Origin of the sequence: Mesorhizobium sp. M7A.F.Ca.US.005.03.2.1 (assembly GCF_003997795.1) — a bacterium.
In the GTDB taxonomy this organism is placed as follows: Bacteria; Pseudomonadota; Alphaproteobacteria; order Rhizobiales; family Rhizobiaceae; genus Mesorhizobium; species Mesorhizobium ciceri.
Genome location: NZ_RZRP01000013.1, coordinates 1 through 24,087 on the forward strand (window position 1 = coordinate 1; position 24,087 = coordinate 24,087).

Here is a 24,087-nt window from a genome sequence, read left to right on the forward strand (position 1 = left end):
TCCCGCCCCCGCCACAACCGCCGGCACAAAGGCAGGAGAATCTTGCTGCACCGAAGCGGCCTGTTTGCGCGCTTCGCGGCGCCAGGCGAAGACCTGCTGCGGCCTGAGACCATAACGGCGGGCGACCTCGGAAATGATCGCATTCGGCTCCAGCGTCTCTGCGATGATCCGCGCCTTGTCATCCACCGACCAGTGACGCCGACCGCCGGCACCGTTGATCACCTCGAAACGCCGAAGCTGCCGCTCCGGGTCAAGCGTAAGGTCAAGTCCAGACACAAGCCGATCTCCGATCCCAATACAGGATCGGCAACCTCACAGATCGCGACCACTCCCGAAAGGTGGTCCGGAAACACCGCTCTGATGTCCGCTGTCAAGGTTTGGAACGCATGAGGTCGCCCGATCCGAGGAACGGCTGCTCATTCTGATGATCGCGCATGGGTGGGGAGGCGGAACTGAAGGACGTCGGTGATCAAGCTCTGATGCGCGGGTTGGCTACCGCATTCCCGATTGTGCGTCCGGGGCTGTTCCTATCTTACTGCGGGCGTCGGTCGATTTGCCGGCCACAAAGCGTCTGACGGGCATTCCCCTGCCGTGGTCCCGCCTCCGCCCATGCGCGATATGTGCGCCATCGCGGCGAGCGATCAGGTGACGCGCGCCTCCCTTGCGACTGCCCACATAAAGCCGACCAGTTCACGGGCGATCGCGGTGCAGACGACCGTTGTCCGTTTGCCCCGAGCGCTCAGCATGCGGTAGCGGGCTGTCAGGCGGGACTGCGCCTTCCAGGCGATCTCACGCACCTTCGGTGACGCCTGCTCCAACCGGTATAGCTTCGCCTTCCCGACCTTGGGCGGATGTCGATAGGTCCAGGCGCTCTCGACCAACATGTGGCGAACCCGACCGTTGCCTGCCTTTGTGATGCCGCCGCGCCGGACTGTCTCCCCGGTTGAGCGCTCGCCGGGGACCCGACCGAGATATCCCATGAGCTGGCGTGGGCTTTCGAACCGGCTGGCGTCGCCGACTTCGGTGACGAACGTCACGGCGACAATTAGGTCTACCCCACGCAATGTCTGAAGCGCCCACACGATCGGTGCCAGCGACCAGGCCGGGACGAACTCTTCGATCACACGCTCCAGCCGCTCGACCCGCTCTTTCGAGACGCGCACCGCCTCGACCATCTCCTGGAGTGCGATCTGATGCGCGGGATGATCGAACCTTGTTCCTGAAGCCAGCGTAGATAGCGCATCGTCCAGCTCTTCTTTCGCGGATAGCTACGGCCGTGCTTGAGCATGAATGCGCTCACCTGCTGGCGATGGACCCGCAGCGTCTCGACCGCGCCCGCCCGCGCGCGAACAAGATCCCGTATGGACTCGTGCCCTTCATCGGGAACCCACACCGCGGTCAGCTCGCCGGCGCGCAATAGTCGGGCAAGGGAAATGGCGTCTCGACGGTTCGTCTTCACCCGATCGCCGGGCTTCCTTGGTATCAATGATGGTGCAACCACGGTGCACTCGTGCCCGAGCGACCGGATCAGGCGATAAAGGCCGTACCCGGTCGGCCCAGCCTCATAGCAGAAATGCACGTAATCAAAGCGGCTGGCGATCCGGCCTATGACCCGCCGCATGCTGGTCGCCGACGCGTCGACCTCACCGAAGAACCGAACCTCTCCTTCCCGGCCTGCCTCCGCAATCGCAATAGCGTTCTTAAGCTTCGCAACATCGATTCCGACAAATGCTTCTCTATAATCCGCCACGGCTCGTCCTCCTGTGGTGAGGATCGGCTCGGCCCGTCCGAGCAACCCTCGGACGCGCAGTGTAGGGCGAGCCACCTCATCGGCAGAGGCGGACATACGGTCTTACTGTCAAGACGCTGACGACCCAGAATCGCCGGGCGCTGCTGACGGCCCTCAAGTCGCTTCAGGAAAAGGCCATCGCCATCGAGAACGACATCCGTGGCCTGTTTCGTAACTTCGGTCTCAAAGTTGGCATTGTCGACGGCCGGCAAATTCGCGGATCGCATCCGGGACCCTTCCGGTGACATTCCGGAACTCGAGACATCATGGAGACGTTGCTCACCGCCCGTCGGAAACTTTGCGAGCAGTTCACGGTGCTACACGAAAGACTGTTGTCGATCGTGAGGGGTGACACGGTTTGCAGGCGGTTGATGACCGTGCTGGGCGTCGGCCCTATCGTTGCACTGGGTTTCAACGCCACGGTCGATATTCCTGCCCCCTTCAGGAATTCGAAGGACGTGGGGCCGTATCTCGGTTTGACGCCGCGGTTACATCAATCAGGCTAGGATAATCGCGTCGGCAGGTCAGCCTAGGAAGCTTGAATGGGATTGACTTCAACACGCCGAATAGACAAGTCCAGGCATTTGGTGGAGCGGATTGAGAGTGAAGCGCTCGGGCTGGGAAGCCCATGCCTTGCAGATGAACTCGTAGGGTGAGACCTTTGAGGGCCTTCAGCCTGCGGCCGAAATTTGTAGGCCGCAACAAAGTCGGCAAGATGCCGACGCAGTTGGTCATGATCGTCGTAGTGGAAACGCTTGCCCGTCGCGTCCTTGATGGTGCGGTTCATTCGCTCGACCTAGCCGGTGGTCCAAGTATGCTTTGGCTTCGTGGTTCGAAGCACAGCGCGACGATGCGGCCCCCGAACGTGCTTGCGGGCTTCCTGGCGCCGCGACGAGCGCTTGCAGGCGCTGACGGTCGCTGGCCAAAACGGTGAAGGGGGATGCTATTGCGCATGCATCTAACTCGCACGCCAAACCGCAAAACGGAATCCCGAAATCGGACTCTTTTGATCCGATCAATCCACTATGAGACGCCGATTCCGAAATAGCGGGTGTGGGCGACATTGAGGATGCGATTGATCAAGCTTACGAAGCTGTGTCCGCCGGCCGTTGCAGCTGTGCCATAACTGGAGTGTATACCAAGGGCCGGCACCGAGTTCATCTCTAGGACAAACGGTTGGCCTGAGCGATCGATCCGGAAATCGACGCGGGCATAGTCCCGGCAGTGGCAGGCACGGAAGGTCGCAACCGAAATATCCCGTAACATCGTCTCAAGCCCGCTCTCGATTTTCGCCGGGCAAATCTTGGGCACCGCTGCGGCCGCCACGTACTTCGCATCCCAATTCATAACACGCGTTTCGCGGTCACCGAAGTCCTGCTCCACTAGAGGCAAAACTTCGGGCTCCCCGTTTCCGAGCAACGCAACGCAGATTTCCCGCCCCTCGATGTATTCCTCCACTAGCGCATCCTGAGCATGCTGCGTGACGATCACTTCGACGGCCTGCCGCAACTTAGAGTGTTCATGTATGATCTGCAATCCGAAGCTGCAGTCCTCCTCCCGCGGCTTCACTACCACTGGGAATCTCAGGTCGCCGGTGTTCTCGGTGCCGCGACGCATCACGCGAAAGTTCGGAGTCGGCACGCCCTGATCGCGGATGAGCATTTTGGTAATGACTTTGTCTCCCGTCAGCCCAATCCCGAAGGGGCTACATCCAGTGTATGGAACACCGGCCATCTCAAGCATGGCAGGAACATGAGTGTAACGCTTTTCGCCCTGAATTCCCTCCGCCAAGTTGAAGACCATTCCCGAGGGGCGACCTTGCGGATCAGGTGGCATGAACCGCTCGAGACTGGCGAGCAGTCCTTTATCGCCTTCACACACTACCGTCTCGTGGCCGCCCTCTTGAAGTGCCGCCACCACATCTTCCAACGTGCCGCTATGCGGCCAAGGCTGCGGCGGCTGCGGACAAGGCTGACCGAACCGGTTAATCACACCGTTGAAATCACTGTTCGTTACGATGGCTACTCGCATGAGCTATCTCCTTTGACGTTTGTCTGCTGTCACGAAACCAATGAAAACTGGATGGAGGCCAACCGCTATATCAACATTGACGACCTGCACGAGTACAAGAGGCTCGAAGCACCATGGCTGACCCTTTTCACAACCCCCTCCACAAACATAGGTCCACCACCCGGTTCCCTCTCCGGTTCCCGACCCTTTCCGCTGGCGGTGCTCTTTTTGCCCAAGTAGCTCGAAAGACGGCGAGTTGGGTTGCGGTACCATCAATAAAGCCTTATGCAGGGTTTATGCCAAAACAGATGATAACCGGCGGATGAGAGCGCTCCGACGCGAAATGATCGCTTCAAAAACCGTGCCAACCTCGCAAAATGCACGTCGGCCAGTGCTTTGAGTTTGATATCAAACTTACGGTCATATCAGGTACTAAACTGGCCCGCACAACCACTATGTCGCAGGCGCGACAAAATCCGACAGAGATCGTATCCCAGGGGACGAGCGGCGACCCATCCGCAGTCTTTTGACGCTCGCCGGTCCCTTACATCGAGCCCTGGCGTCCAGAATTGAAGTTGGGCGAAGGCGATCCGCATAATCGTATGCCCGGCCTGGCCGGCTTCAACGTGCGAGCGCTGCAGCAGTTTCAACAATGATGGCGAGTCGGCATAAATCTTCTTGAGAGGCTGGCGCTTAATCCCGGAACAAACGCGGCAATCAGCACTTCGCCTTGCTCATTTCGATGACGGCCATAGTGTTATTGCGCGCTTCAAAAGCTGGACAGCGATTCCGCTAATTCCCGGACAGCGTTTTCACAAAAGTCCGACAGTTCGTCGAGGTTGGTCCTCGGCAGCCTGGTTGCTGTAGGGCTGATTGATTTCGGTGTTCTCGGAGTCGGTCAAGAGGGCCGAGGCTTTTTTCTTCGGATGCTCTCGCCCTGAAGGGCGATGCGGTGTGCATTGTGCACGAGCGGTCGTGTATAGCGTCGGCGACCGTGCTGTCGTTAATAAGGTCGTGCCAGCTTGCCACGGGGACCTGGGCGGTGATCAGGGTGGATTTTCTCTGATAGCGCTCCTCGACGATTTTCGAAGAGGTGGAAGCGCTGCTGATCGGAGAGAGCATGGTTGCCGAAGTCGTCGTGGATGAGCCAAGTGGACACGGGTGAGCTTGTCGATGAGGCGGGGAAAGGAACCATCGATGCGTCGCTCTCGAACAGGATAACAGTGCGGCTTCGAAAAAGTCCGGACAGGCTTTCCGGTAATCTCAATGATGAGATCCGCGCCCGCCGTTCCAAAAAAAGGTTCGGCACGAAGCCCGCATTTTTTGCACTGGGCTTACGGCGTGCTGATCCACTGTTTCGTCATTACTATTCCCGAGCCTTGCAACCGAGCCGGAAGCGTCAGGCGAATGCAGGATTCCTGCGCTCGTAGAGCGTCCCAGCTTGGTCAGCACAACCTGACGATACGCGCCATCTTGGCGGCAAAGGCATTTGACGCAGCTGAATTGTCACGATCAGACGGCAGTTGGATCCTCATTGGATGGCCAGTGTTGCAAAAATCACAGGCTGGAGATCGGACTTGCGCCCTGGTGAATTTCCGCCACCGCATCGGGGTCGGTCTTCAACCCGGCAACTTCGACTTCCCAATTATAATAGAGACCGCGGCCGGGGCTTTGGCGGAGAGGGTCAGTCCTGGCGATGCCTCTCTCGAGCCGGCCTACATTGCAGCTGCCAGGCGGTTGGTTGAGCGCGGAGCCGTCGCGATAACCAGGGACTGCGGCTTCAGTATCTGGTGCCAGGCTGCACTGGCCACGTCTGTCAAACTTCCCGTGGCCATGTCGAGCCTGCTACTGGCGCCCACGCTCCTCCGGCAGCTTCCGGCCGGCGCAAAGCTCGCCGTCTGGCCGCAGACTCAAGACACTGCGGCGAAGAGCTGCTGGGCATGGATTCATCCGCAGGGGCAAGAGTAGCCATCGGCGGCATCGAAGGTAATACGCGGCCGGCTAGTGTTACCGAAATGGAGTCCCCGGGTTGCAGTCTGTGTCGCGACTTCGCGCCGCACATCCCAAGATTGACGCACTCCTATTTGAATGTACATTGTCCCCGATGGTGACGTCAGCAATCCGTCGTAGGACAGGACTGCCCATCTATGACGCCGCGCCCCTTTATCGAATGACATTCGCGTCCGTGGCTTGACCGCTTGGAGGCCGTCAGGTGCTTGAGCGCGGCAGTCTCAAGTTTTAAGGGGTGGCAGCGTGGAATCTGCTCCTCGCGAAAGAAGGAAGCCCCAGGCGACTTTCGATCGTATATGCCGCGGCTAGGACGGAGGTGTCGGAATAGCGCGCGCCGACCAGTTGTAGCCCGACGGGCAGCCCTTGATCATCCAGGCCCGATGGAATCGATGCTGCTGGTTGCTGGGTCAAGTTGAAAGGGTAGGTGAAGGGCGTCCAGTCCACCCACCCCTTGTAACTATCATCCGGCACATTTCGCCCGACGGGGAACGGCGCGATAGGCATCGTCGGTGTGACCAAGAGATCGTAATTTTCGTGGAACTTCGCCATCAGAGCGGAGAGCTCGAACCGCATCGCCTCAGCTTCCTGAAATTCGGTAAGGGTGATCTTCAGCCCGCGTTCGGCACCTTCCAGAAAGCCAGGATCTAGTAATTGTCTTTGCTGTTTGTTCATTCGTGACACAATACGGGCGGCGCCAGCGAACCAGAATGTAGAAAACACCTCCACCGGATCCGCAAATCCCGGATTGACTTCGGCCACCTCGGCCCCAAGAGCTCGAAGCTGGTCGATCGCATTATCGGTAACGTTTTGGATATCTCGCGCCACCTTGACATAGCCGAGGTTCCGACTGTAGCCGATCCGCAGGCCCCTGATGGTGGTCTTTGCTGGATCGGGGTCGAGACCTAGGTACGCCGGACCCGCATAGCCATCGCGAGCGTCCTTTCGTGCAATCACATTCATCATCAGGATCGCATCCGCAACGGTGCGGGTCACCGGCCCCAAATGAGACAGCGTTGTCATGGCGCTAGCTGGCCATTGCGGAACGATGCCGAAGGTTGGCTTGAAGCCGAAGGTCCCCGTGAAGCTCGCCGGTATCCGGATTGATCCCCCGCCGTCGCTACCCTGATGAAGAAAGCCAAGGTTGAGCGCAGCCGCAACTGCCGCCCCTCCCGACGACCCGCCTGGTGTCAGGTCAGGATTCCAGGGATTGCGGGTGATCCCGTAGACCGGGCTGTCTGTTACCCCTTTCCAGCCAAATTCTGGAGTGGTTGTCTTGCCCAGGATAACGCCACCGGTCTCACGGATACGGGCTGGAACAGGGGCGTCTTCAGTCCAGGGTCCCTCGGTGCTGCCGGACAATGAGCCACGTCTTGTCGGCCAGCCTCGTGTCAAGGTGAGGTCTTTGATGGTGGCCGGAATGCCATCTAGTACTCCGGCTGGTTCCCCCTTCATCCATCGACCCTCCGAGGCCCGGGCAGCAGACCTGGCCCCTTCGTGGTCGACGAGGCAAAATGCGTTCAGCGCCGGGTTGTTGGCGTCGATGCGGCTGAGACAGTCATCGACGACTTCAACAGGCGAGAGCTGCCGCCTTCGGTAGAGTTCCAGGCATTCGCACGCCGACAGACCCTCAAGAGATGTTGGCACGGATGAACGAGTTTTCATTTTACGAGGTCCGCTACATTCAAGCCTGGCATAAGACGGCAGTTATTCATTCGTTCTGCGGCCCTTGTCAGACCGATCATCAAGACGTCGGACGGGATCCCAACGTGTTCTCTACGAGCTTGATCCAGTACGATGTTCCATAAGGAATCGCCTCGTCGTTGAAATTGTAGGCAGGGTGATGCAGGCCGGCGCTGTCACCGTTCCCGCACCAGACGAAAGCACCCGGCCGCGCCTGCGCCAGGAAGGAGAAATCTTCCCCCCCCATTACCGGTGGCGTCTCGAGCACATTGTTTTCACCGGCCACGCCCTTGGCCGCGCTTCTCGCAAGGTCGGTCTGCTGGACCTCATTGAAGAGAATTGCGTCGAAGCTCTGAAATTTAATATCTATCTTCGCGCCGGTTATCTGGGCGATGCCGGCGACCACTTCGCCCACCCGCTCCTTCACGAACTTGCGCACCTCCGGCTTTAGCGTCCGCATGGTGCCCACCAACTCCGCTGTTTGCGGAACGACGGGGACTAGTCTCTGCCCGGACTGGAACTGGTGGAACGAAATTCCTGCCGAGTCGACAGGGTCAATGTTCTGAGCCAGGATATGCTGCAGGGCCGTCACAAGCTGAGCGCCGACCAGAATCGGATCGATGCATTCATGAGGCCTTCCAGGGTGCCCCCCTCGCCCTTCAATGCTAATTTCTATGCTATCAGTTGCCGCCATCACTGGACCTTGCCGGATTCCGAAGACACCTACCGGCAAGCCCGGACGATTGTGCATTCCGTAGATGTGCTCGATGCCGAACCGCTCCATCAAACCGTCATCTAGCATGGCAACGGCGCCGGTACCGATCTCCTCGGCAGGTTGGAAGATCATGACCGCCGTTCCAGCGAAATTCCGAGTATCGGCAAGATAGCGCGCGGCACCCAACAGCATCGCGGTGTGGCCGTCATGCCCACACGCATGCATCAAGCCCTTGTTCTTGGACGCATAGGGCAGATCGGTCGCTTCGTTGATCGGCAGCGCATCCATGTCAGCGCGCAATCCGATAACCTTTGGGTTACCGTCGCTCACGACGCCGTTGCCCTTGATGACGCCAACGACGCCGGTTTTGCCGATGCCGGTCGCGACGGCGTCGCAGCCGAATTCGCGCAGGCGCTCGGCGACAAATGCCGAAGTACGGGGGATGTCGAAGCCCAGTTCGGGATGTGCATGGATGTCCCGGCGCCAAGCCACTATCTCGGGGAGAAACTCTGCGACGCTATTGAGAATTGCCACGGGGACTTTCCTTTCTTGCCGGTTGCAGGCGAATTTCACGCTTTGTCCTTGCGAGAGCCGGGAGACCCGTTTCCGCGCTGCCGGGAGCACAGCATCCTCTGTGCGACGTAGGCACCCCAGCTATTCCGCCGACTGAAGCCGCTCCAATTAGCCGGGGACCGACAATCCTGAATTCCGCTCCGCCCAGAATGTAGCAAGTGCCAAAGAGCTTGGTTGCGCGAAGGGCGCCTTGGTCCCGCAGAATATCATCGTTTTTTGGTCATTGGCGCATAACACCTGCAGGCTGAGAGGAGGTGCCCTGGTATATATGCGGGACCATTCAAAATAGGACAGCCGACATTCAGAAGTGCGGGACAACTGCGACCCGCGGAAGGCGCGTGGTGGTTGCCTGGGCGGGCTCTTTTGAAGGCTACTCTTCAGCAATTGGCAGAGCAAACGACGCCTTGATCCGATCCATTACAACGATTGTCTTGAACCCCTTTACTTCAAGATGTTCGTAAAAAAAACGACGGGTAAACGCCTCGTACTCGGCCATGTCCTGAGCAGAGACCGTAATAATAAAATCCGCTTCACCCGTAACGTAGTAAGCGTTCATGATCTCAGGCGTCCGCCGAATTGCCTGCTTGAAACGATCGATGATATCGGCGCGATCGCGCTCGAGAGTGATGGATACCAGCAGGAGCAGGGGCCGACCGACGGCTTCCGGTGAAACTATGGCAACGTCCGCTTCGATGACGCCAGCGTCTCGAAGTCGCTTTAATCTCCGCTGACAAGCGGTAGCCGATAGTCCGGCAAGTTCGCCCAATTCCTCTGTCGTAAGGCGATTGTTGCCCTGCACGACGTTGAGAATCTTCCGGTCAATTCGATCCAGCTCCCTTCACAATCTCTGCTCATGATGATATCGGCCAATGCCAAGGCCGCCAGTCCGTACGTCCAAAATGTAGCAAGTGCCAAACGCCCTCTCGGCGCTAAAGTCGGTCCAAGTCGCAGAAAATCGGCGTTTCTTTCGCCATCTGCGCACAATACCGGCATAGTATAACTATCTGAGGGGTGCCGCTGAATCGATGGGCGTTGCTGGTGAGCAGTTGCGGGCCAGCGCAAGAACGGCAGATTCGATCGGGTGGGGGCGATCCCCGGTCGAAAAGATCCTACCGATCTCGTTGCTCAGGCGCAGAAAACATGAGTTGCAGCACGCTCGCATCAGTTCGAGGCAAGCGTGTTAGGGAGCGACATCACCAAGGGTGTCGGCGTTGCAGCATAAATCGGAGACCATGAGAGTCAGGCTATGAACCGGCCCCGGCTTTCGGATGCCTTACGGCCCTCGCGCGTCGGCCGCGAGTGAACTATGATCCGCATGGGTGTGGGGCTGGAGGAGAAGGTCGTCGGCTCAGTCAGGCTAACGTCGCTCCAAGCACTGGTAAGAAGCCCTATCCGCGGTCTGAGAATTACCCAAATTGATCTCTCGTGAGGCAGTTGTTGCAGCTGCATTCCGTCGAGACGCTTCAGTGATCCGCGAGAATGGCTCGCGATCTCTGCGTGAATCGCGGTTTGGCGCAGGAATGCGGCGTGGGAGACCGAATGTTAGACCAAAGTCGGCACGAGCACCGTGTAAAATGGGCAGGTCAGCGCAGACCAGTCTGGCGGCATTCTTACCCTTGCCGGAACGATCGCCTGAACAAGGTAGCTCAACCGCCGTCCGCACTCCCAGGAGAGAAAGCCATATGCTTCCCTTGGACATCCTCCGAAAGGAGTTTCCAGCCACAGCAAACGCCATCTACATGGATGTCGCGAACCAGGGCCTCATATCAAGCACAACATTGGCTTCAATCGAGCCTCATTTGAACAATCGGCTGCATGGCCTAAACGACGAAGAAAGAATGCTCGAACACGTCGAGCGTACTCGCGCTAGGTTCGCACAATTTATCAATTCAGATCACGATGAAATTGCAATTACCAAGAATGCATCGGAAGGCATCAACATCATCGCTAATGCGATCGATTGGAGAGATGGAGACAACGTCGTTCTATGCCCAAAATTGGAACACGCAAATAATATCTTGCCATGGATTCAGATCAGAGACCGCTACAATGTCGAGTTGCGAGTCGTAGAGCCGGATAACGGCTCAATTCCCCCTGATGCATTCGTAAAGGCGATTGATTCTCATACCCGCGTTGTTGCCTTGGCGACGGTGACGATGGTTCCGGGGTTTCGGACCGTCATGGAGCAGATATCCGAAGCCTGTAGGCACTACGGTGCATTTCTTTTGGCGGACGCGACGCAATCTGTTGGGATACTCCACACCGACGTCAATCGACTTGGCGTAGACGGTGTAGCAGTGTCCACTGTGAAGGGTTTGATGGGTCTTTATGGATCGGGTTTTTTATATTGCCGTAAAGAATGGGCCGATCGGCTGAGCCCGGCCTATCTTGCGCGCTTCAGCGTAGATTTCGGAAACGCGCCAGAATCAGCTCCGGTACCTAGTTTTGTAAAGTTGCGCTCTGGCGCGCCCCGCTTTGATATCGGGCATTACAACTTCCCTGGCATGTTGGCTGCATATGCATCAATGGGCCAGCTACTTGATATCGGAACCGAGGCGATCGACCAGAGCGTTACCTCACTCGCAAAACGTATGGCCACTGGTCTCTTAGATATCGGGCTTCCGGTCTGCGGCGGGCCACCAGGCGCTCACACTGGAAGTATCGTAGCCGTTGGCGATTCCAGCGATCTTGTTGAAGGGCGCCCAGTCGACGCCCGCATTCGGTCGCTTCACGAGCATTTCACGAAGAACGGGGTAATCGTCTCAATACGCAGAGGCATGCTCCGGTTTTCCCTGCATCTTTACAACACCGCCGATGAAGTCGATCGCGTAATCAATCTGGCCAAGAGCTGGTCGAAGTAAGAGCGACACGGCTAGTTCATGCACACAGGAGAGTACATGTCGACCCAGAGCGCCGAGACTATCGGACTTCTCCAAGATCTTATAAAGATCGAGAGCATCAATCCATCGCTGTCGCCAAAAGGTAGTGGAGAGCAAGGTGTAGCCAAGTTCCTCGAGGGTTTTTGCAAGGAGCGGAAGCTGGCTTACGGGATACAGGAGGTGGCCGATGGTCGCTCGAATTTCCTGACCTGGGTACCTGGGAAAGAACCCGATAGGCGTATTCTATTCATTGCTCATATGGATACCGTTCCTATCGATAGGTGGGAATCAGATCCATTCTCGGGTGAGCAACGGGACGGGCGAATATATGGGCGAGGTAGCTGCGACACAAAAGGCTCACTTGCAGCTATGTTGATTGCGCTTAGCTCACTTGGTGAACGGCAGCCCCGGGCCACGGTTGTTGTGGCAGCCAGCATTGACGAAGAGTACCGCAAACTTGGCGCCCGCGCTATAGCCGATTCCGGTGTCGCTTATGAGGGTGCGGTAGTCGGTGAACCCACCGAATTAGAGCTCGTTGTAGCTCACATGGGTTCTGTCCGCTGGCAAATCGAGGTTCAGGGTGTACCGGCTCATACGTCGAAGCCTCATCTCGGAGTGAACGCGATCACGGGCATGGCCAAGGTGGTATTGGCACTTGATGAGCACCATCGATCCCTTGTGTCTCGGGCGCAGCACCCATTGGTAGGGTCATCACAGCTGACCGTGAGCCTCATCGAAGGAGGTTTGGAACTTACCACTGTACCGCCGGTATGCCGTATCTGGGTCGATCGGCGTCTCATACCCGGGGAGCGGCCGCAGGACGCGTTGGCGGAGGTAGAAAGCATACTGGAAGGCCTTCGCCAGGGCGAAGACAAGATCAATGTTCGGTCATTGCTTCCCGCATTGGAAGACCCGCCTCCAATCAGTTCCGGGTCGAGCAAAATTGCAGCAGTCGCAGGAGCGGCTTGTGCCCACGTCGCGGGGACCGGAGAGCAGAAGGGAGCCACCGGCGGCTCGGATGCAAATCAGCTGTCATTGGCTGGGATCCCGTGTGTGATTATCGGACCCGGGCGTACTGCCCAAGCCCATACGAACAACGAGTTCGTTGAAATCGATCAACTGACCAAGGCTGCTGATTTGTACCAGAGAATCATGCTCACATATTAGGAGTGGCCGGCCTGATGGGGGTGCTCAAACCCCGTCCATTGGGCCGCGGACGCCCCGGATGCTGCATGAGCGTGGCGGCCGCAACGTCCCGATCTTCGCTGGTCTCGTCGGCGCTTCCCACGTAGATCTTGCCGCCCGTGCTTGAAATTCTGTTGCGACAGGCAGAGTGCGTCTTCACCATAGGGAGGGCATGATCTTCCACCGGAGACGCAGAGCCACCGAAAATTTGGCGCTCATATGCGGATAACGTACGGCAAGTGCCTAGGAAATGCAGATTTTCCGCGACAAGAAGAAATCCTCGGGGAAAACAGCCTCTTGTGACGTGATACGAAGAGAAAGTATGCGGACAGGACGAATGCCTGATCCGTTCGAGGAATGCCTGTTTTGAAGGACTCGACGAGATGAAATATGAGAAGCCATTTCCGCCCGAGGAGTTTCGGCGTCGTGTTCATGACGTGAAGCAGCGGATGGAGCGAGCGGGGCTGGACTTGCTGATCTGCCAGGATCCCGCGAATATGTATTGGCTTACCGGCTTTGACGGCTATTCGTTCTACGTGCCTCAGGTGGTCTTAGTGCATCTCCAGTCGGACATGCCCCTCTGGTTCGGACGTTTCGTCGATGTAAATTCCGCTTATATAACGACGGATCTGCCTAGAGAAAATATAAGCTCATTTTCCGATCATAGACTTCAACATCCAGAATTACATCCATTTGACGATCTTTGCGAGCTTATCAATTCGCGCGGCTGGGGATCTGATCGAATCGGTGTCGAGCTTAACGCCCACTTCTATACTGCCCGAGCACATCAACATCTCGTCAAAGGCCTTCCGAATGCAAAATTCTCTGATAGCCGCGAATTAGTCAATTGGGCACGGCTTATAAAATCTGACCTTGAACTAGTCTACATGAGAGAAGCGGGCCACCTTGCAACGCATACGATGCAGACGGCAATCGCTAACCTAAGGCCTGGAGTGCCGCAACATGAGGTCGTCGCGGAGGTGTACCGGGCCCAGACACGAGGGGTGGACGGTAAATATGGCGACTCTAGCGGTCCTCCTCTTATCCAGACTAGCGAACAAACGAACGCTCCGCACCTCAGTTGGACCGAGGAGCCCTTGCCGACCTCTGGCCTGGTTCTCATGGAGTTCGGCGCCACCCGACGCCGCTACTGTGCGCCGCTGTGCCGCACCGTCCACATCGGAAAGCCACCCGCAGAGGTCTCGCGTCTTGCTGAGGTTATAGTGGAAGGCGGGGATGCTGTGCTCGAGATGGCAAAGCCTGGTACCGTCGTTGAGGAGCTTAATGCGGTGTGGCAAGATATCCTCAAGCGGAACGGGTATATCAAGATAGGCCGCTCCGGCTATTCAATCGGACTCAACTTCCCGCCGGAATGGGGCGAACGCACGGTTAGTATTCGCGCGGGCGACAAGACCATCCTACAACCAGGAATGTGCTTCCATTTTCAGTCGGGGGTTAGGCTCGAAGGGTTCGGCGCCGCCATCTCTGAATCATTTATTGTAACCGAAAGGGGCGGTGAGCGATTGGCAGATGTTGATCGCCGCTTGATCGTCGTGGACTAGGTGATTTGGATGTGACCCAAATCGTTTTGCGATCTCACTGGGTCCGTTCGAAGCCGGTTGAAATTTGTTTCTGCGGCGAGCGGATGAACGGATCTAGCTTAAGGACGGCGCTGTCTGAGAGGTGCGGCATGCCCAACCTCTGGGACAGGAGAATCTCGCCTAGCACATGAGTTCTCTGCATCAGCGGAGATTAAGATCCGTAGGCCGAAATGAGCCACCTGTGACGCGAGCGCGGCGTGAACGTTGCCCCATTCTACAAATGCGCGGATGACGCAAGAGGACTTAGCTTTTGAGGAGCATTGAGGACGAGTTTACGCGCGCCTGAAGCGGGCTCTTGCCAACCCTGCGCGCCGGTGGGAACGCGAGTATGGTCCGCCCCGTCCGTGCAACACGTCGCGACATCAGCACACGTTGTTCCCGATAGATGGCTCGGCAGCGAAGCTCGCCTTTTGCCCGGGGCTCGCTTCATCCTTTTCTGCTGTTTCGTGCGACTTCACCACTTCACCAAGTGAATGTCTGGGTTATCGCGGGGACCTCAATTTCGGGACCCCAAGACCTCCTTCCGAATGAAGTCGTCCGCGATGCCATCGTGTCTGAAGCGGTCGCGGTCACCCTGCACAGTGCCGGACGAAAGTAGCCTTGCGGCGAGTTCCGTCTAAGATTCGAGGCGGTTGCGCCTGCGTCAGTGCGCCTGATCGGTGTCGGTCGAGAACTTAATGCCACGAGGCCAGATCGGGAACTCGGGATCGGGAGATCGGCGCTGGAACCAACTACTTTCCGCGCCGCCGGCGACCAGCGCGACCTTCGCTCGCGGTCGCTAAGCCTCCTGGCAAGTGAAGTTGTGAGCCGTGTCCAATTCTACGCGAATTGGCTGCTGTTTGCAGGAATGCAGCTAAAGGGGCATCAACTGCGCTGCCGATCGGCGCTGTGGCAGCAATAACCTAAAGGCATCAGCATACCATTGGAGTCTTAGATGAGGGGTACGTCAATCACGGCATTACGCAGGCTCAAACGGCCAGACCTTTTGCGTGGTGATGCGTATCTGAACGGCGCCTGGCTCTCCAAATCAGATACTCTTGCCGTGTTTGATCCTGCCAGCGGTGACGAGATCGCTCAAGTTGCGGCTTGCGCAGACGCCGACGTTGACGACGCGGTCCATTGCGCAAGAGCAGCGTTCCTCAAGTGGCGCGACATGCTTCCGTTACAGCGTGGTGCATATCTGCGGAAATGGGCGGCAGGCATGCGGGAGAGCGCCGAAGACCTGGCTGTCATCATAACGGCCGAGCAAGGAAAACCGATTGCTGAAGCCCGCGGCGAAGTTTCATACGCTGCCGGCTTTTTAGATTGGTTTGCAGGGGAAGGGGAGCGGGCTTACGGCGAAACGATTCCCAGCCATCTCCCCGCAAGCAGGCTGGCCGTGCATTTGCAGCCGATCGGGGTGACTGTCGCCATTACGCCATGGAACTTCCCAGCGGCAATGATCACCAGAAAGGCTGGAGCTGCACTGGCCGCTGGCTGCACAATGATTGTAAAGCCGGCACCCGAAACGCCACTGTCGGCCCTCGCGCTTGCCCGCCTTGCCGGGGATGCTGGCATTCCGCCCGGCGTGTTTCAGGTGATCACGGGCGAAGCTCCGCCACTTGCCAAACGGCTGTTGTTGCATACCCACGTGCGTGCGTTCTCTTTTACGGGCTCCACCGAGGTCGGCAGAATCCTTCTCGAGCAATCCGCGAAGACAGTGAAGAAAGTCTCGCTCGAACTTGGCGGCAATGCTCCTTTCATCCTTTTCGGCGATGCGCCGATCAACGCTGCGGTCGCCGGTTGCATGGCAGCCAAGTTCGCGACATCCGGTCAGGACTGTCTCGCGGCAAACCGGATTTATGTGCAGCGAGAGATTTACGAGCATTTTACGGAAAAATTTGCCGAGGCCACCAGTAAACTAAAGGTCGGGCACGGATTGGAGCCAGGTGTCGACATCGGTCCGATGACAAAGACGTCTGGTGCTGACAAATGCAGGCACCAGGTTTCTGAGGCTCTAGCAGCCGGGGCTCGAATGGTAGCAGGCGCACAGCACAATTCGCTTGGCGGGAACTTCGTCACGCCGGCCGTGCTTGCTAATGTGACCGATGACATGGTGATTGCGAAGGACGAAACGTTTGGACCTGTCGCTGCAATCCTGCCCTTCGACGACGAACGGGAGGTGGTCGCGCGAGCCAACAATTCCGAGATGGGACTTGCGGCCTACGTCTATACCCAAGATCTCAACCGAGCCATGCGGCTCTCCGACCGGCTCGAATATGGCATGGTTGCCGTGAATACTCCAAAATTTACGGGGCCGGGCATTCCGTTCGGCGGCTGGAAACAATCCGGCCTTGGTCGCGAGGGCTCAAGGCACGGTCTTATCGAATATCTCGAACCCAAATACCTCTGCATCGGCAACATCGCGGCCTGAAAGGAAGCATTCAATGACCATCAACATCAAAGAGATCACCGAAAAGGACCGCAACTCGGTCTTGCATCCTTTCACTCAGCTTAAAGATTTCGCCACTGGCAAGCTCGGCGACCCAACGATCGTGGTGACAGGGAAGGGGATCCGCATCCAGGACGCGCATGGCAACCAATTTATCGATGGCTTTGCCGGCCTATACTGCGTCAATGTCGGGTATGGCCGCACGGAAGTCGCCGATGCGATCTCGCGTCAGGCCTATCGCTTGGCGTATTACCACTCCTATGCGGCGCACACGACCGACGAGCTTGCGATCCTCTCCGATCGCCTTGTGAAGATGGCGCCGGGCAAGATGAGCAAGGTGTTCTATGGCATGTCCGGCTCGGATGCGAACGAGACCCAGGCCAAGCTTGTTTGGTACTACAACAACCTGCGTGGCAAGCCGACCAAAAAGAAGATCATCTCCCGTGAACGCGGCTATCACGGCTGCAGCGTCGTGTCGGGCTCGATGACGGGCATGAGCTTTTATCACGACCACATGGACCTGCCACTTCCGCAGATTGTTCACACGGGTGTTCCACATCATTACTGGGGCGCAACCCCGGGCGAAACCGAGCGCGAATTCTCCGCTCGCCGCGCCGCCGAGCTTGATCAGTTGATCGAGCGGCTCGGCCCGGACAACGTCGGCGCCTTCATTGGCGAGCCCGTCCTCGGCACAGGTGGTATCACGCCTCCGCCGGAAGGCTATTGGGAAGCGGTACAGACGGTCCTCAAAAAACATGATGTGCTGCTGATTGCCGATGAAGTGATCACAGGGTTCGGCCGCACCGGTTCCATGTTCGGCTCACAGCACTATGGCATCGAGCCAGACCTCATCACGATCGCTAAAGGTTTGACGTCGGCCTACTTCCCGCTTTCAGCGGCAATCGTCGGTGAGAAGGTGTATAAAGTCCTGGAGGATGGAGCCGACAAGGTCGGGGCATTCTCGCACGGCTACACCTACTCTGGTCATCCGATCGGCGCCGCCGCGGCCAACGCGGTCCTCGATATTGTCGAGAAAGAAGACCTCCCCGGCAATGCGCGTGACGTCGGCGCGTTTTTCCAGGCGCAGTTGCAGGAGAGGTTCGCGCAGTTGCCGATCGTCGGCGAAGTGCGGGGCGTCGGTCTTATGGGCGCAATCGAGTTCGTTGCCGATCGCGACAATCGGAAGCGTTTCGATCCGGCGCTCAAGGTAGGTGCGCGAATCTCGAAGGCCGCCCGTGACCGTGGTCTTATCGCTCGGGCCATGCCGCACGGGGACATTTTGGGCTTTGCTCCGCCGCTGGTTACAACCAAAGCTGAGGCGGAGGAGATTGTTGCAATCGCAGAAAGCGCCGTGCGCTCGGTTATGGATGAGCTTGTTCGCGAGAGTGAGAAAATCTGAATGAGTTGGGCCATCTTGTCGTAATCAAGGCGCAAACTCAAGCGACGGCCTGATCGGCTTGCGGGGCTGCCAGCTGAGCTGGTGCCGCGTTCCGCTCATTGAGTTTTCGGCGGAATTCAATGCAGACACTGCTCAGGAGGAACTGGTGGCCAATTCGACCGCACTCAATCCCTGGGAATGGCCTGAAAGCCATTGGCGGCGGCGCATCAACAAAGTCAGAGCGGGCAAGGCACTAAGACCAATGTGGCCCGGCGGTAAACGCTGTGCCTTCGCCATCTCGTTCGACGTCGATCATGAGTCGAACGAATTGCGCAGGGGAGGGCGATCGCTAAGCAGATTATCCTGGGGTCAGTACGGGAGCCGACGAGGGATGCCTCGGGCTTTGGAACTCTTGAGAAAGTACGACGTTCCGGCGAGTTTTTTCGTTCCCGCTGTGATCGCTCAGTTGTATCCAGACGAGCAACGCGCAGTTGTCGATGAAGGCCATGAAATTGGCATGCACGGCTGGATACACGAGCTAAACTCGGAACTGAGCGCAGAGAGCGAGCGCTCTTTAATGATGAGGAGTGCCGACACTCTTGAAAAAATCACTTCCAAACGCCCGACGGGAATTCGAACGCCTTCCTGGGATTTTTCCGACGCAACTCTACGGATCATACGTGAAACCGGATTGACATACGACTCATCCCTTATGGCCGATGATAGTTGCTATGAGCTGCTGGAAGACGAGGAACCCACGGGAGTGATTGAAATACCGGTCGAATGGATTCGAGACGATGCCACTTATCTTTGGATGAGTCCCGATGGGTCTTCACGGCCAGATTTATCAGTCGACGACGTGCTTTCTGTATTTATTCGGGAGTTCGAAGGGGCCTATCAAGATGCCGATTTATTTCAGCTGACTCTGCATCCACACGTCATTGGATATCGCTCACGGATCTGGATCGTAGAAGAATTAATTCGACGCGCCAAAGCAAAGGGTGACGTTTGGTTCGCCACACATCATCAGGTCGCCGAGCGTGCGTCCTCATGTCTCTGAAAACTCTCAGACAGGAACGCCGGTAGAGTGCGGTGTTCTTGGGGCGGCGCAAGCCGTCCTGCGCCTCGACCGTTGCGGCGGTCACCAATGGATTTGGAATGACGCGGATCATCCGCTGTCCGGTATTCGCTTTCAGAGCGGGTACAGTGGGAGTTCTTATCTTGGAGGAGGACTACAATCTTGATTGACACGACCTTTGCCGGAAAAACGGTGCTGATTACCGGCGGGTGGCGCGCTTGGCCCGGCCAGTGCCAAACTGCTGGCGGCGGGTGGAGCGGATTTGGTGTTGGCTGACCTGTCGCAAGAGGCTCTGGACCAAACTCTGGCCGCCTGTCCTGGTGCCCGTTGAGTTGTCTGCGACGTGACCGATCCGGCGATGCTGGAAGGGCTGGTCGACCTCGCCCGCGAGAGCTTTGGCCGGCCGGTTGAGGGCTTGGTCGCGGCCGCTGGCATTACGGTGCGATGAAGCGGCTGATAGACGTGAAGGGTACGAAGCCATGTTCAGCTTCAACGTCGGGGCCATTTGGCGAATCTGCAAGCTGCATCCCGCAGATGCGCGAGCTTGGCCGCGGATCGGTGGTGCTCTTCAGCTCGACTGCTGGTCTGCAGGCCTCGAAGGACGTGCCGATCTATTCGGTGACCAAGGCGGCGGTTGTGATGATGACTCGCACGCTGGCGCTGAACCACGCGGCAGAAATATCCGCGCAAACTGTGTCTGCCCCGGAACCATCGCCAGCCGTTGGCCGAGGCCGGCGTCGCCTTCGCCCGGGGAGAAGCGGCACAGGTCGAGCGCCGGACGAAGATCATCGCTGCGCATCCGATGGGCCGAATGGGGTTGCCGTCCGAGGTGGCGACAGCTGTCGGCTATCTGCTGGACGATGCGGCGGGCTTCACCATCGGCGCCGCGCTTACGGTCGACGGAGGCAGCCTTGCCTAAGCTCCGGTCAGAAACACTGTCGTCGTCACCGGCGCGGCGCGCGGGATCGGTGCCGCAACAGCGGCGTGGCTTGGCTCGGAAGAGGCGTGGGTGTTGCTAGTGGATGTTCTGGATAAAGTGCACGACACAGCTGCGGGCCTTGGCCAGACGGCGCTCGTCTGCGATCTGGCCATGCCCGACGCCGCAGGGCGGGTTCTGGCCGCCTTGGATGCCGCAAGGATCGAGACGCTCGACGTCCTCGTGAACAATGCCGGCATTGGCGGTTCGAAGTCGCTCGCCGATACTGACGATGCCTTTTGTTCCCGCTGATCGATATCAACTTGCGTGCAGTCATCAGCCTGACCCGCGAGTTGCGGCCGCGGATGCGCCAGCCGGGCGGGCGGATCATTAATGTCAGCTCGATCCTCGGGCTTACGGGCTATCCCGGAACGGTAGGCTATTCGGTGGCCAAGGCCGGGATCGCGTATCTCACGCTCCAGCAGGCCGGCGAGCAGGGCCTGTAGGGTATAACCGTGAATGCGGTGGCGCCCGGCGTGGTCCCCACCGACATGACTCGAGCGCTGCACGTACGCAGCTACCAACGCCTGATGGTCGCGCCAATCCGCTCGAGCGCGTCTCCTCGCCGGAGGAGCAGGCGGCGGTGATCGCCTTCCTGCTTCGGACGACGCGTTCTACGTCTCGGGCGCAGTGATCCCCGTCGACGGCGGCTCCCGCCTGTCACAGTAGAGAAGAATAGCGCAATTTAAGCCTATACACAGGATGGCCCTGCAATTCCCGGATGCAGACCGACTCTGCCGGTAACCGGTTCCGGTGGTCGATCCTGTTAGCGGCGCCATTACCCGGCGCACATTTGATCGCGGTGGTGGGCAAGTTGAATTTACCCTTCGCGCGCTTCCCAGCGATCAATATGGCAGTGTCGTACTGCTCGGTCATTGTCGCAACGGTCGCGTTCAGCGTCGGCGCGAACCACAGCGCCTTGGCCACACCAGGTTGTAGCAGACGGATCGCCTCAGTGACCCGCCGAAGAAGCTGAGGCCGTCAATCCAGTCGGGCAGCTTTTGAGTCAGAGTTGGCAAAGGCTGCTCGAACTGAACGACTGTTGAGGAAAGCCTTTGCAGGCGCGGCGGGCGCGAGCACCGCGGGGAGCCGCAAAAAGGCACGCGGAGAGCTCTGCTGAGGCTGCAGTCAACTCAGCGTCCTTGGGAGCATATTGAAGTAGTATTTGCCCATCTCTCCCTGTTATGGCGATTTGAGAAGCAAAAAGCCCGTTCAGCGTTTAGCTTGGAGAATGTGCCCACTGCACTGCTCGCCCGCGAATCACCGATATTATGCAGATTTAGGAGCTCGACGCCGATCTCCTGCATTTGTTGGCGAGGATTGCTGGAAGAGTACCCATTCAATGCACTAAAATCCTGGAGTGGTCTGATCCTCATATTGTAAGTGTAGGCTGGCCTGATGCGGCTGGTTCCAAGTCTTCACAAAGGTTCCAACTACGCCTCCTCCCAAGGCGCATCGGCCCGGCAGCGAGTTCAATCTCCTGCCGGGCGTTGTAACTATTTGCGCACATTGGCCGATTCGGACCTTCAACGGGTTGGGCGGCTGCTGGCTGTCGGAGCAATGTAAAACTGGCTCATAGGCAAGAGTTAGATTGATGAGCAGTCTTGCGGACCAAGTCGCCGATCCAAATTCGCCAGGAGCATTTGCGCCCCTCAGAAATCCGAGCTTTCGTTCAATCTGGTTCGCCACGCAGGTCAGCTCGCTCGGCTGGTTGATGCAGACTGTTGCCATCAGCTGGCTGATGGCTACGATTTCGACTTCCGATCTGATGGTCGCGCTGGTTCAGGCTTCTTCAAACCTGCCAGCGTTCATCTTATCCGTCTTCGCCGGGGCCTTGGCTGATAATTTCAGCCGGCGCCGGGTCATGTTCGCCGGCCGGTGCCTTATGGTATTGGCATCTGCGATGCTGACGGCTTTTGTGGTGCTGGGCTTTGTCGATCCGTGGATGATCCTCGGCTTCAGCTTCTTGATCGCATGCGGCGGCGCTCTCCACGATCCAGCCTGGCAGGCCTCGGTTGGCGATATGGTGAACCGACGCGACGTTCCCGCCGCCGTCACGCTCCTCTCCGTTGGCTTCAACACTGTTCGGACCGTAGGCCCGGCGCTCGGTGGCATAGTAGTTGCCTCTTTTGGGCTGATGACGGCTTTCGCCGTAACCAGTCTTACCTATCTGGTCCCTTTGGTAACCATATGGCGCTGCAAGTGGATGGTTCGCTCATCACCTCTCCCACGTGAGTCGATGAGGACGGCGATCTATGACGGGCTACGCTTCACGGCGATGTCGTCGGAGATTAAGACGGCGATCACTCGCGGAACCCTCTTTGGTCTGGCGAGCATCGCCATTCTCGCGCTGCTGCCGCTGGTTGTCCGCGACCAGCTGGGAGGCGGACCGCTCGCCTATGGCACGCTCATGGCCGGATTCGGGACAGGCGCCGTCTTCGCCGGCATCTCGAACAGCGTGTTCAGACGGAGCTTGTCACAAGAGCGGCTGATGACGCTCGCATGCGTCGCCTGCGCGGCATGCTCCCTTTCGCTTGCGCTGACTTCTTCGATTGCAGTGGCGGCAATTGCACTCGCCATGGGTGGCGCGGGCTGGGTCACCGCCTGGTCCGGGGTCGGCGTGACCGTGCAACTGGCAAGCCCGCGCTGGGTCGTGGGGCGCACCATCTCGATTTACTATGCATTGATCGATGGCGGCATCGCAGCGGGCAGTTGGGTGTGGGGCACGGTGGCCCAGAACCATTCACTGACCTTGGCACTGGAGGGCTCCGCTGGAGCCCTTCTGCTGGTCGCCGCCACGGGCCTCCTGTTTCCCCTTCGCGAGCGCCGCGAATCCGATCCAGATGCTTTGGAGGACTTCGACGCACCGGCAGTCGCCCTCAATCTCAAGCCAAGAAGCGGTCCCATCGTGGTCAAAGTCGAGTACCTAGTGCCCGAGGAAAATCGCGAAGCATTCCTGGAACTCATGCGGGCGCGCCGGCATGTGCACAGTCGCGTCGGCGCTCGTCATTGGACTCTCCAGCGCAACCTTCAGGAGCCTATGCAATGGATAGAGACATTCCGCACGCCGACCTGGACCGACTACCTTCGCCTGAACCATCGTCTCACGGAAGCAGACAAGGAATTGGGTAAACAAGTGCTGAAATTGCATGCAGGACAGCTTCCGCCTAAAATCATGCTTTTTATCGAGCGACCAACAAGCTCGGCCCTAAAGTCCGATGAATCAGCACGTTATTTTCTCCGACACTGACTCTTCGAGGTTAACCCCTTGTATCTGCACGCAGAGGACTTTGTGCGATGGAAGCGACTGAGCCTCGAACCGGATGGCCATCCGGTTCGAAGCAAGGCGAAGTCGCCCGACACCCCTCCGGCCACAACCGTGGGTGAGCCTGGGATCTTCGCCTTCGTCACGTACGACCGAATAGTCGCTTGGCTCCAATCGCACGCACAAGGCAGGTTACCGTGAACAAGACTATCTGTGGAGTGGATGTTTCGAAAGACTGGCTCGATACCCATGTCGTGCCGAGCGGAGCGGCGGGCCGCTTTCGCAACGATGCGGCAGGCATAGCCGAGCTTGCTGCCTGGTGTTAGGTCAATGGTGTCGAGCTCGTCGTCATGGAGGCCAGTGGCGGCTACGAACGGCTTCCCTTCCTGCTGTCGTGGGAGTTGGGAGTAGCCTGCGGCATGGCCAATGCGAGGAGCGTACGCTGATTCGCCGAGGCGATGGGCTTCCTGGAGAAGACCGACAGGATCGACGCCGCCGTCATCGCCCGCTATAGCGA

General features: G+C 58.2%; 17 protein-coding genes and 5 pseudogenes. 13 read left to right on the forward strand and 9 right to left on the reverse strand.

Annotated elements, in window-relative coordinates:
- Together EN991_RS01505 and EN991_RS01510 are read right to left on the reverse strand one after the other, a co-directional pair.
- A partial coding sequence (locus EN991_RS01505) for a transposase (protein WP_206519136.1) occupies nucleotides 1-222 on the reverse strand: 222 nt, incomplete at its 3' end.
- Between the two features lie 419 nt (nucleotides 223-641).
- Nucleotides 642-1,846: pseudogene (locus tag EN991_RS01510) on the reverse strand (IS110 family transposase).
- Nucleotides 1,847-2,055: 209 nt separating this feature from the next.
- On the opposite strand from EN991_RS01510, the gene EN991_RS40615 reads away from it, so the two are divergent.
- Nucleotides 2,056-2,295 carry an IS110 family transposase gene (locus EN991_RS40615; RefSeq protein WP_063169335.1) on the forward strand — a complete coding sequence of 80 codons (240 nt, stop codon included), beginning with the start codon at nucleotides 2,056-2,058 and terminating at the stop codon, nucleotides 2,293-2,295.
- A 48-nt stretch (nucleotides 2,296-2,343) separates the two neighbouring features.
- Here the strand turns inward: EN991_RS40615 and EN991_RS01520 are convergent.
- The 3 genes and pseudogenes from EN991_RS01520 to EN991_RS01530 form a co-directional block, all read right to left on the reverse strand.
- A pseudogene (locus tag EN991_RS01520) lies at nucleotides 2,344-2,624 on the reverse strand (integrase core domain-containing protein); the annotation flags it as partial.
- A 188-nt stretch (nucleotides 2,625-2,812) separates the two neighbouring features.
- On the reverse strand, nucleotides 2,813-3,820 hold the full coding sequence (locus tag EN991_RS01525) for an ATP-grasp domain-containing protein (protein ID WP_063169333.1): 1,008 nt from the start codon (nucleotides 3,818-3,820) through the stop codon (nucleotides 2,813-2,815).
- A gap of 771 nt (nucleotides 3,821-4,591) precedes the next feature.
- A complete protein-coding gene (locus EN991_RS01530) occupies nucleotides 4,592-4,921 on the reverse strand; it encodes an ATP-binding protein (protein WP_272482847.1) in 330 nt (109 codons plus the stop codon).
- A 2-nt stretch (nucleotides 4,922-4,923) separates the two neighbouring features.
- On the opposite strand from EN991_RS01530, the gene EN991_RS41595 reads away from it, so the two are divergent.
- Nucleotides 4,924-5,229, forward strand: a complete 306-nt coding sequence (locus EN991_RS41595; protein ID WP_164548505.1) for a hypothetical protein — start codon at nucleotides 4,924-4,926, stop codon at nucleotides 5,227-5,229.
- An 808-nt stretch (nucleotides 5,230-6,037) separates the two neighbouring features.
- Here the strand turns inward: EN991_RS41595 and EN991_RS01540 are convergent.
- From EN991_RS01540 to EN991_RS01550, 3 genes are all read right to left on the reverse strand, one after another.
- Nucleotides 6,038-7,471 carry an amidase gene (locus EN991_RS01540; protein WP_063169332.1) on the reverse strand — a complete coding sequence of 478 codons (1,434 nt, stop codon included), beginning with the start codon at nucleotides 7,469-7,471 and terminating at the stop codon, nucleotides 6,038-6,040.
- Nucleotides 7,472-7,550: 79 nt separating this feature from the next.
- The gene (locus EN991_RS01545; protein WP_063169331.1) at nucleotides 7,551-8,738 is read right to left on the reverse strand and encodes a M20 aminoacylase family protein; all 1,188 of its coding nucleotides are present in this window, start codon (nucleotides 8,736-8,738) and stop codon (nucleotides 7,551-7,553) included.
- 409 nt (nucleotides 8,739-9,147) lie between these two features.
- Nucleotides 9,148-9,609 (reverse strand): Lrp/AsnC family transcriptional regulator, encoded by a 462-nt coding sequence (locus tag EN991_RS01550; protein ID WP_127368037.1) that lies wholly within the window; start codon nucleotides 9,607-9,609, stop codon nucleotides 9,148-9,150.
- Between the two features lie 850 nt (nucleotides 9,610-10,459).
- Here EN991_RS01550 and EN991_RS01555 point away from each other — a divergent pair.
- The 9 genes and pseudogenes from EN991_RS01555 (at nucleotide 10,460) to EN991_RS41610 (ending at nucleotide 20,751) form a co-directional block, all read left to right on the forward strand.
- Entirely contained in the window at nucleotides 10,460-11,638 is a 1,179-nt protein-coding gene (locus tag EN991_RS01555; protein WP_063169329.1) for an aminotransferase class V-fold PLP-dependent enzyme, read from the forward strand.
- Nucleotides 11,639-11,674: 36 nt separating this feature from the next.
- Nucleotides 11,675-12,823 (forward strand): M20 family metallopeptidase, encoded by a 1,149-nt coding sequence (locus EN991_RS01560; protein ID WP_063169328.1) that lies wholly within the window; start codon nucleotides 11,675-11,677, stop codon nucleotides 12,821-12,823.
- A 401-nt stretch (nucleotides 12,824-13,224) separates the two neighbouring features.
- Nucleotides 13,225-14,403 (forward strand): Xaa-Pro peptidase family protein, encoded by a 1,179-nt coding sequence (locus tag EN991_RS01565; protein WP_063169327.1) that lies wholly within the window; start codon nucleotides 13,225-13,227, stop codon nucleotides 14,401-14,403.
- A 973-nt stretch (nucleotides 14,404-15,376) separates the two neighbouring features.
- A complete protein-coding gene (locus EN991_RS01570) occupies nucleotides 15,377-16,855 on the forward strand; it encodes an NAD-dependent succinate-semialdehyde dehydrogenase (RefSeq protein WP_063169326.1) in 1,479 nt (492 codons plus the stop codon).
- 13 nt (nucleotides 16,856-16,868) lie between these two features.
- A complete protein-coding gene (locus tag EN991_RS01575; RefSeq protein WP_063169325.1) occupies nucleotides 16,869-18,272 on the forward strand; it encodes an aspartate aminotransferase family protein in 1,404 nt (467 codons plus the stop codon).
- 145 nt (nucleotides 18,273-18,417) lie between these two features.
- Nucleotides 18,418-19,311: a polysaccharide deacetylase gene (locus EN991_RS01580; protein ID WP_224570030.1), complete on the forward strand. Its 894-nt coding sequence runs from the start codon at nucleotides 18,418-18,420 to the stop codon at nucleotides 19,309-19,311.
- A 739-nt stretch (nucleotides 19,312-20,050) separates the two neighbouring features.
- Entirely contained in the window at nucleotides 20,051-20,248 is a 198-nt protein-coding gene (locus tag EN991_RS41600; protein WP_063169323.1) for an SDR family oxidoreductase, read from the forward strand.
- 27 nt (nucleotides 20,249-20,275) lie between these two features.
- Nucleotides 20,276-20,557, forward strand: a pseudogene (locus EN991_RS41605) (SDR family NAD(P)-dependent oxidoreductase); the annotation flags it as partial.
- A complete protein-coding gene (locus EN991_RS41610) occupies nucleotides 20,545-20,751 on the forward strand; it encodes an SDR family oxidoreductase (protein WP_199489648.1) in 207 nt (68 codons plus the stop codon). The pseudogene EN991_RS41605 and the gene EN991_RS41610, both read left to right, overlap by 13 nt.
- 400 nt (nucleotides 20,752-21,151) lie before the next feature.
- Here EN991_RS41610 and EN991_RS40630 read toward each other — a convergent pair.
- Nucleotides 21,152-21,318: pseudogene (locus tag EN991_RS40630) on the reverse strand (IS21 family transposase); the annotation flags it as partial.
- 581 nt (nucleotides 21,319-21,899) lie between these two features.
- Between EN991_RS40630 and EN991_RS01600 the strand changes: the two are divergent.
- Both EN991_RS01600 and EN991_RS40250 read left to right on the forward strand, forming a co-directional pair.
- The gene (locus EN991_RS01600) at nucleotides 21,900-23,555 is read left to right on the forward strand and encodes an MFS transporter (RefSeq protein ID WP_063169321.1); all 1,656 of its coding nucleotides are present in this window, start codon (nucleotides 21,900-21,902) and stop codon (nucleotides 23,553-23,555) included.
- Nucleotides 23,556-23,824: 269 nt separating this feature from the next.
- A pseudogene (locus EN991_RS40250) lies at nucleotides 23,825-24,087 on the forward strand (transposase); the annotation flags it as partial.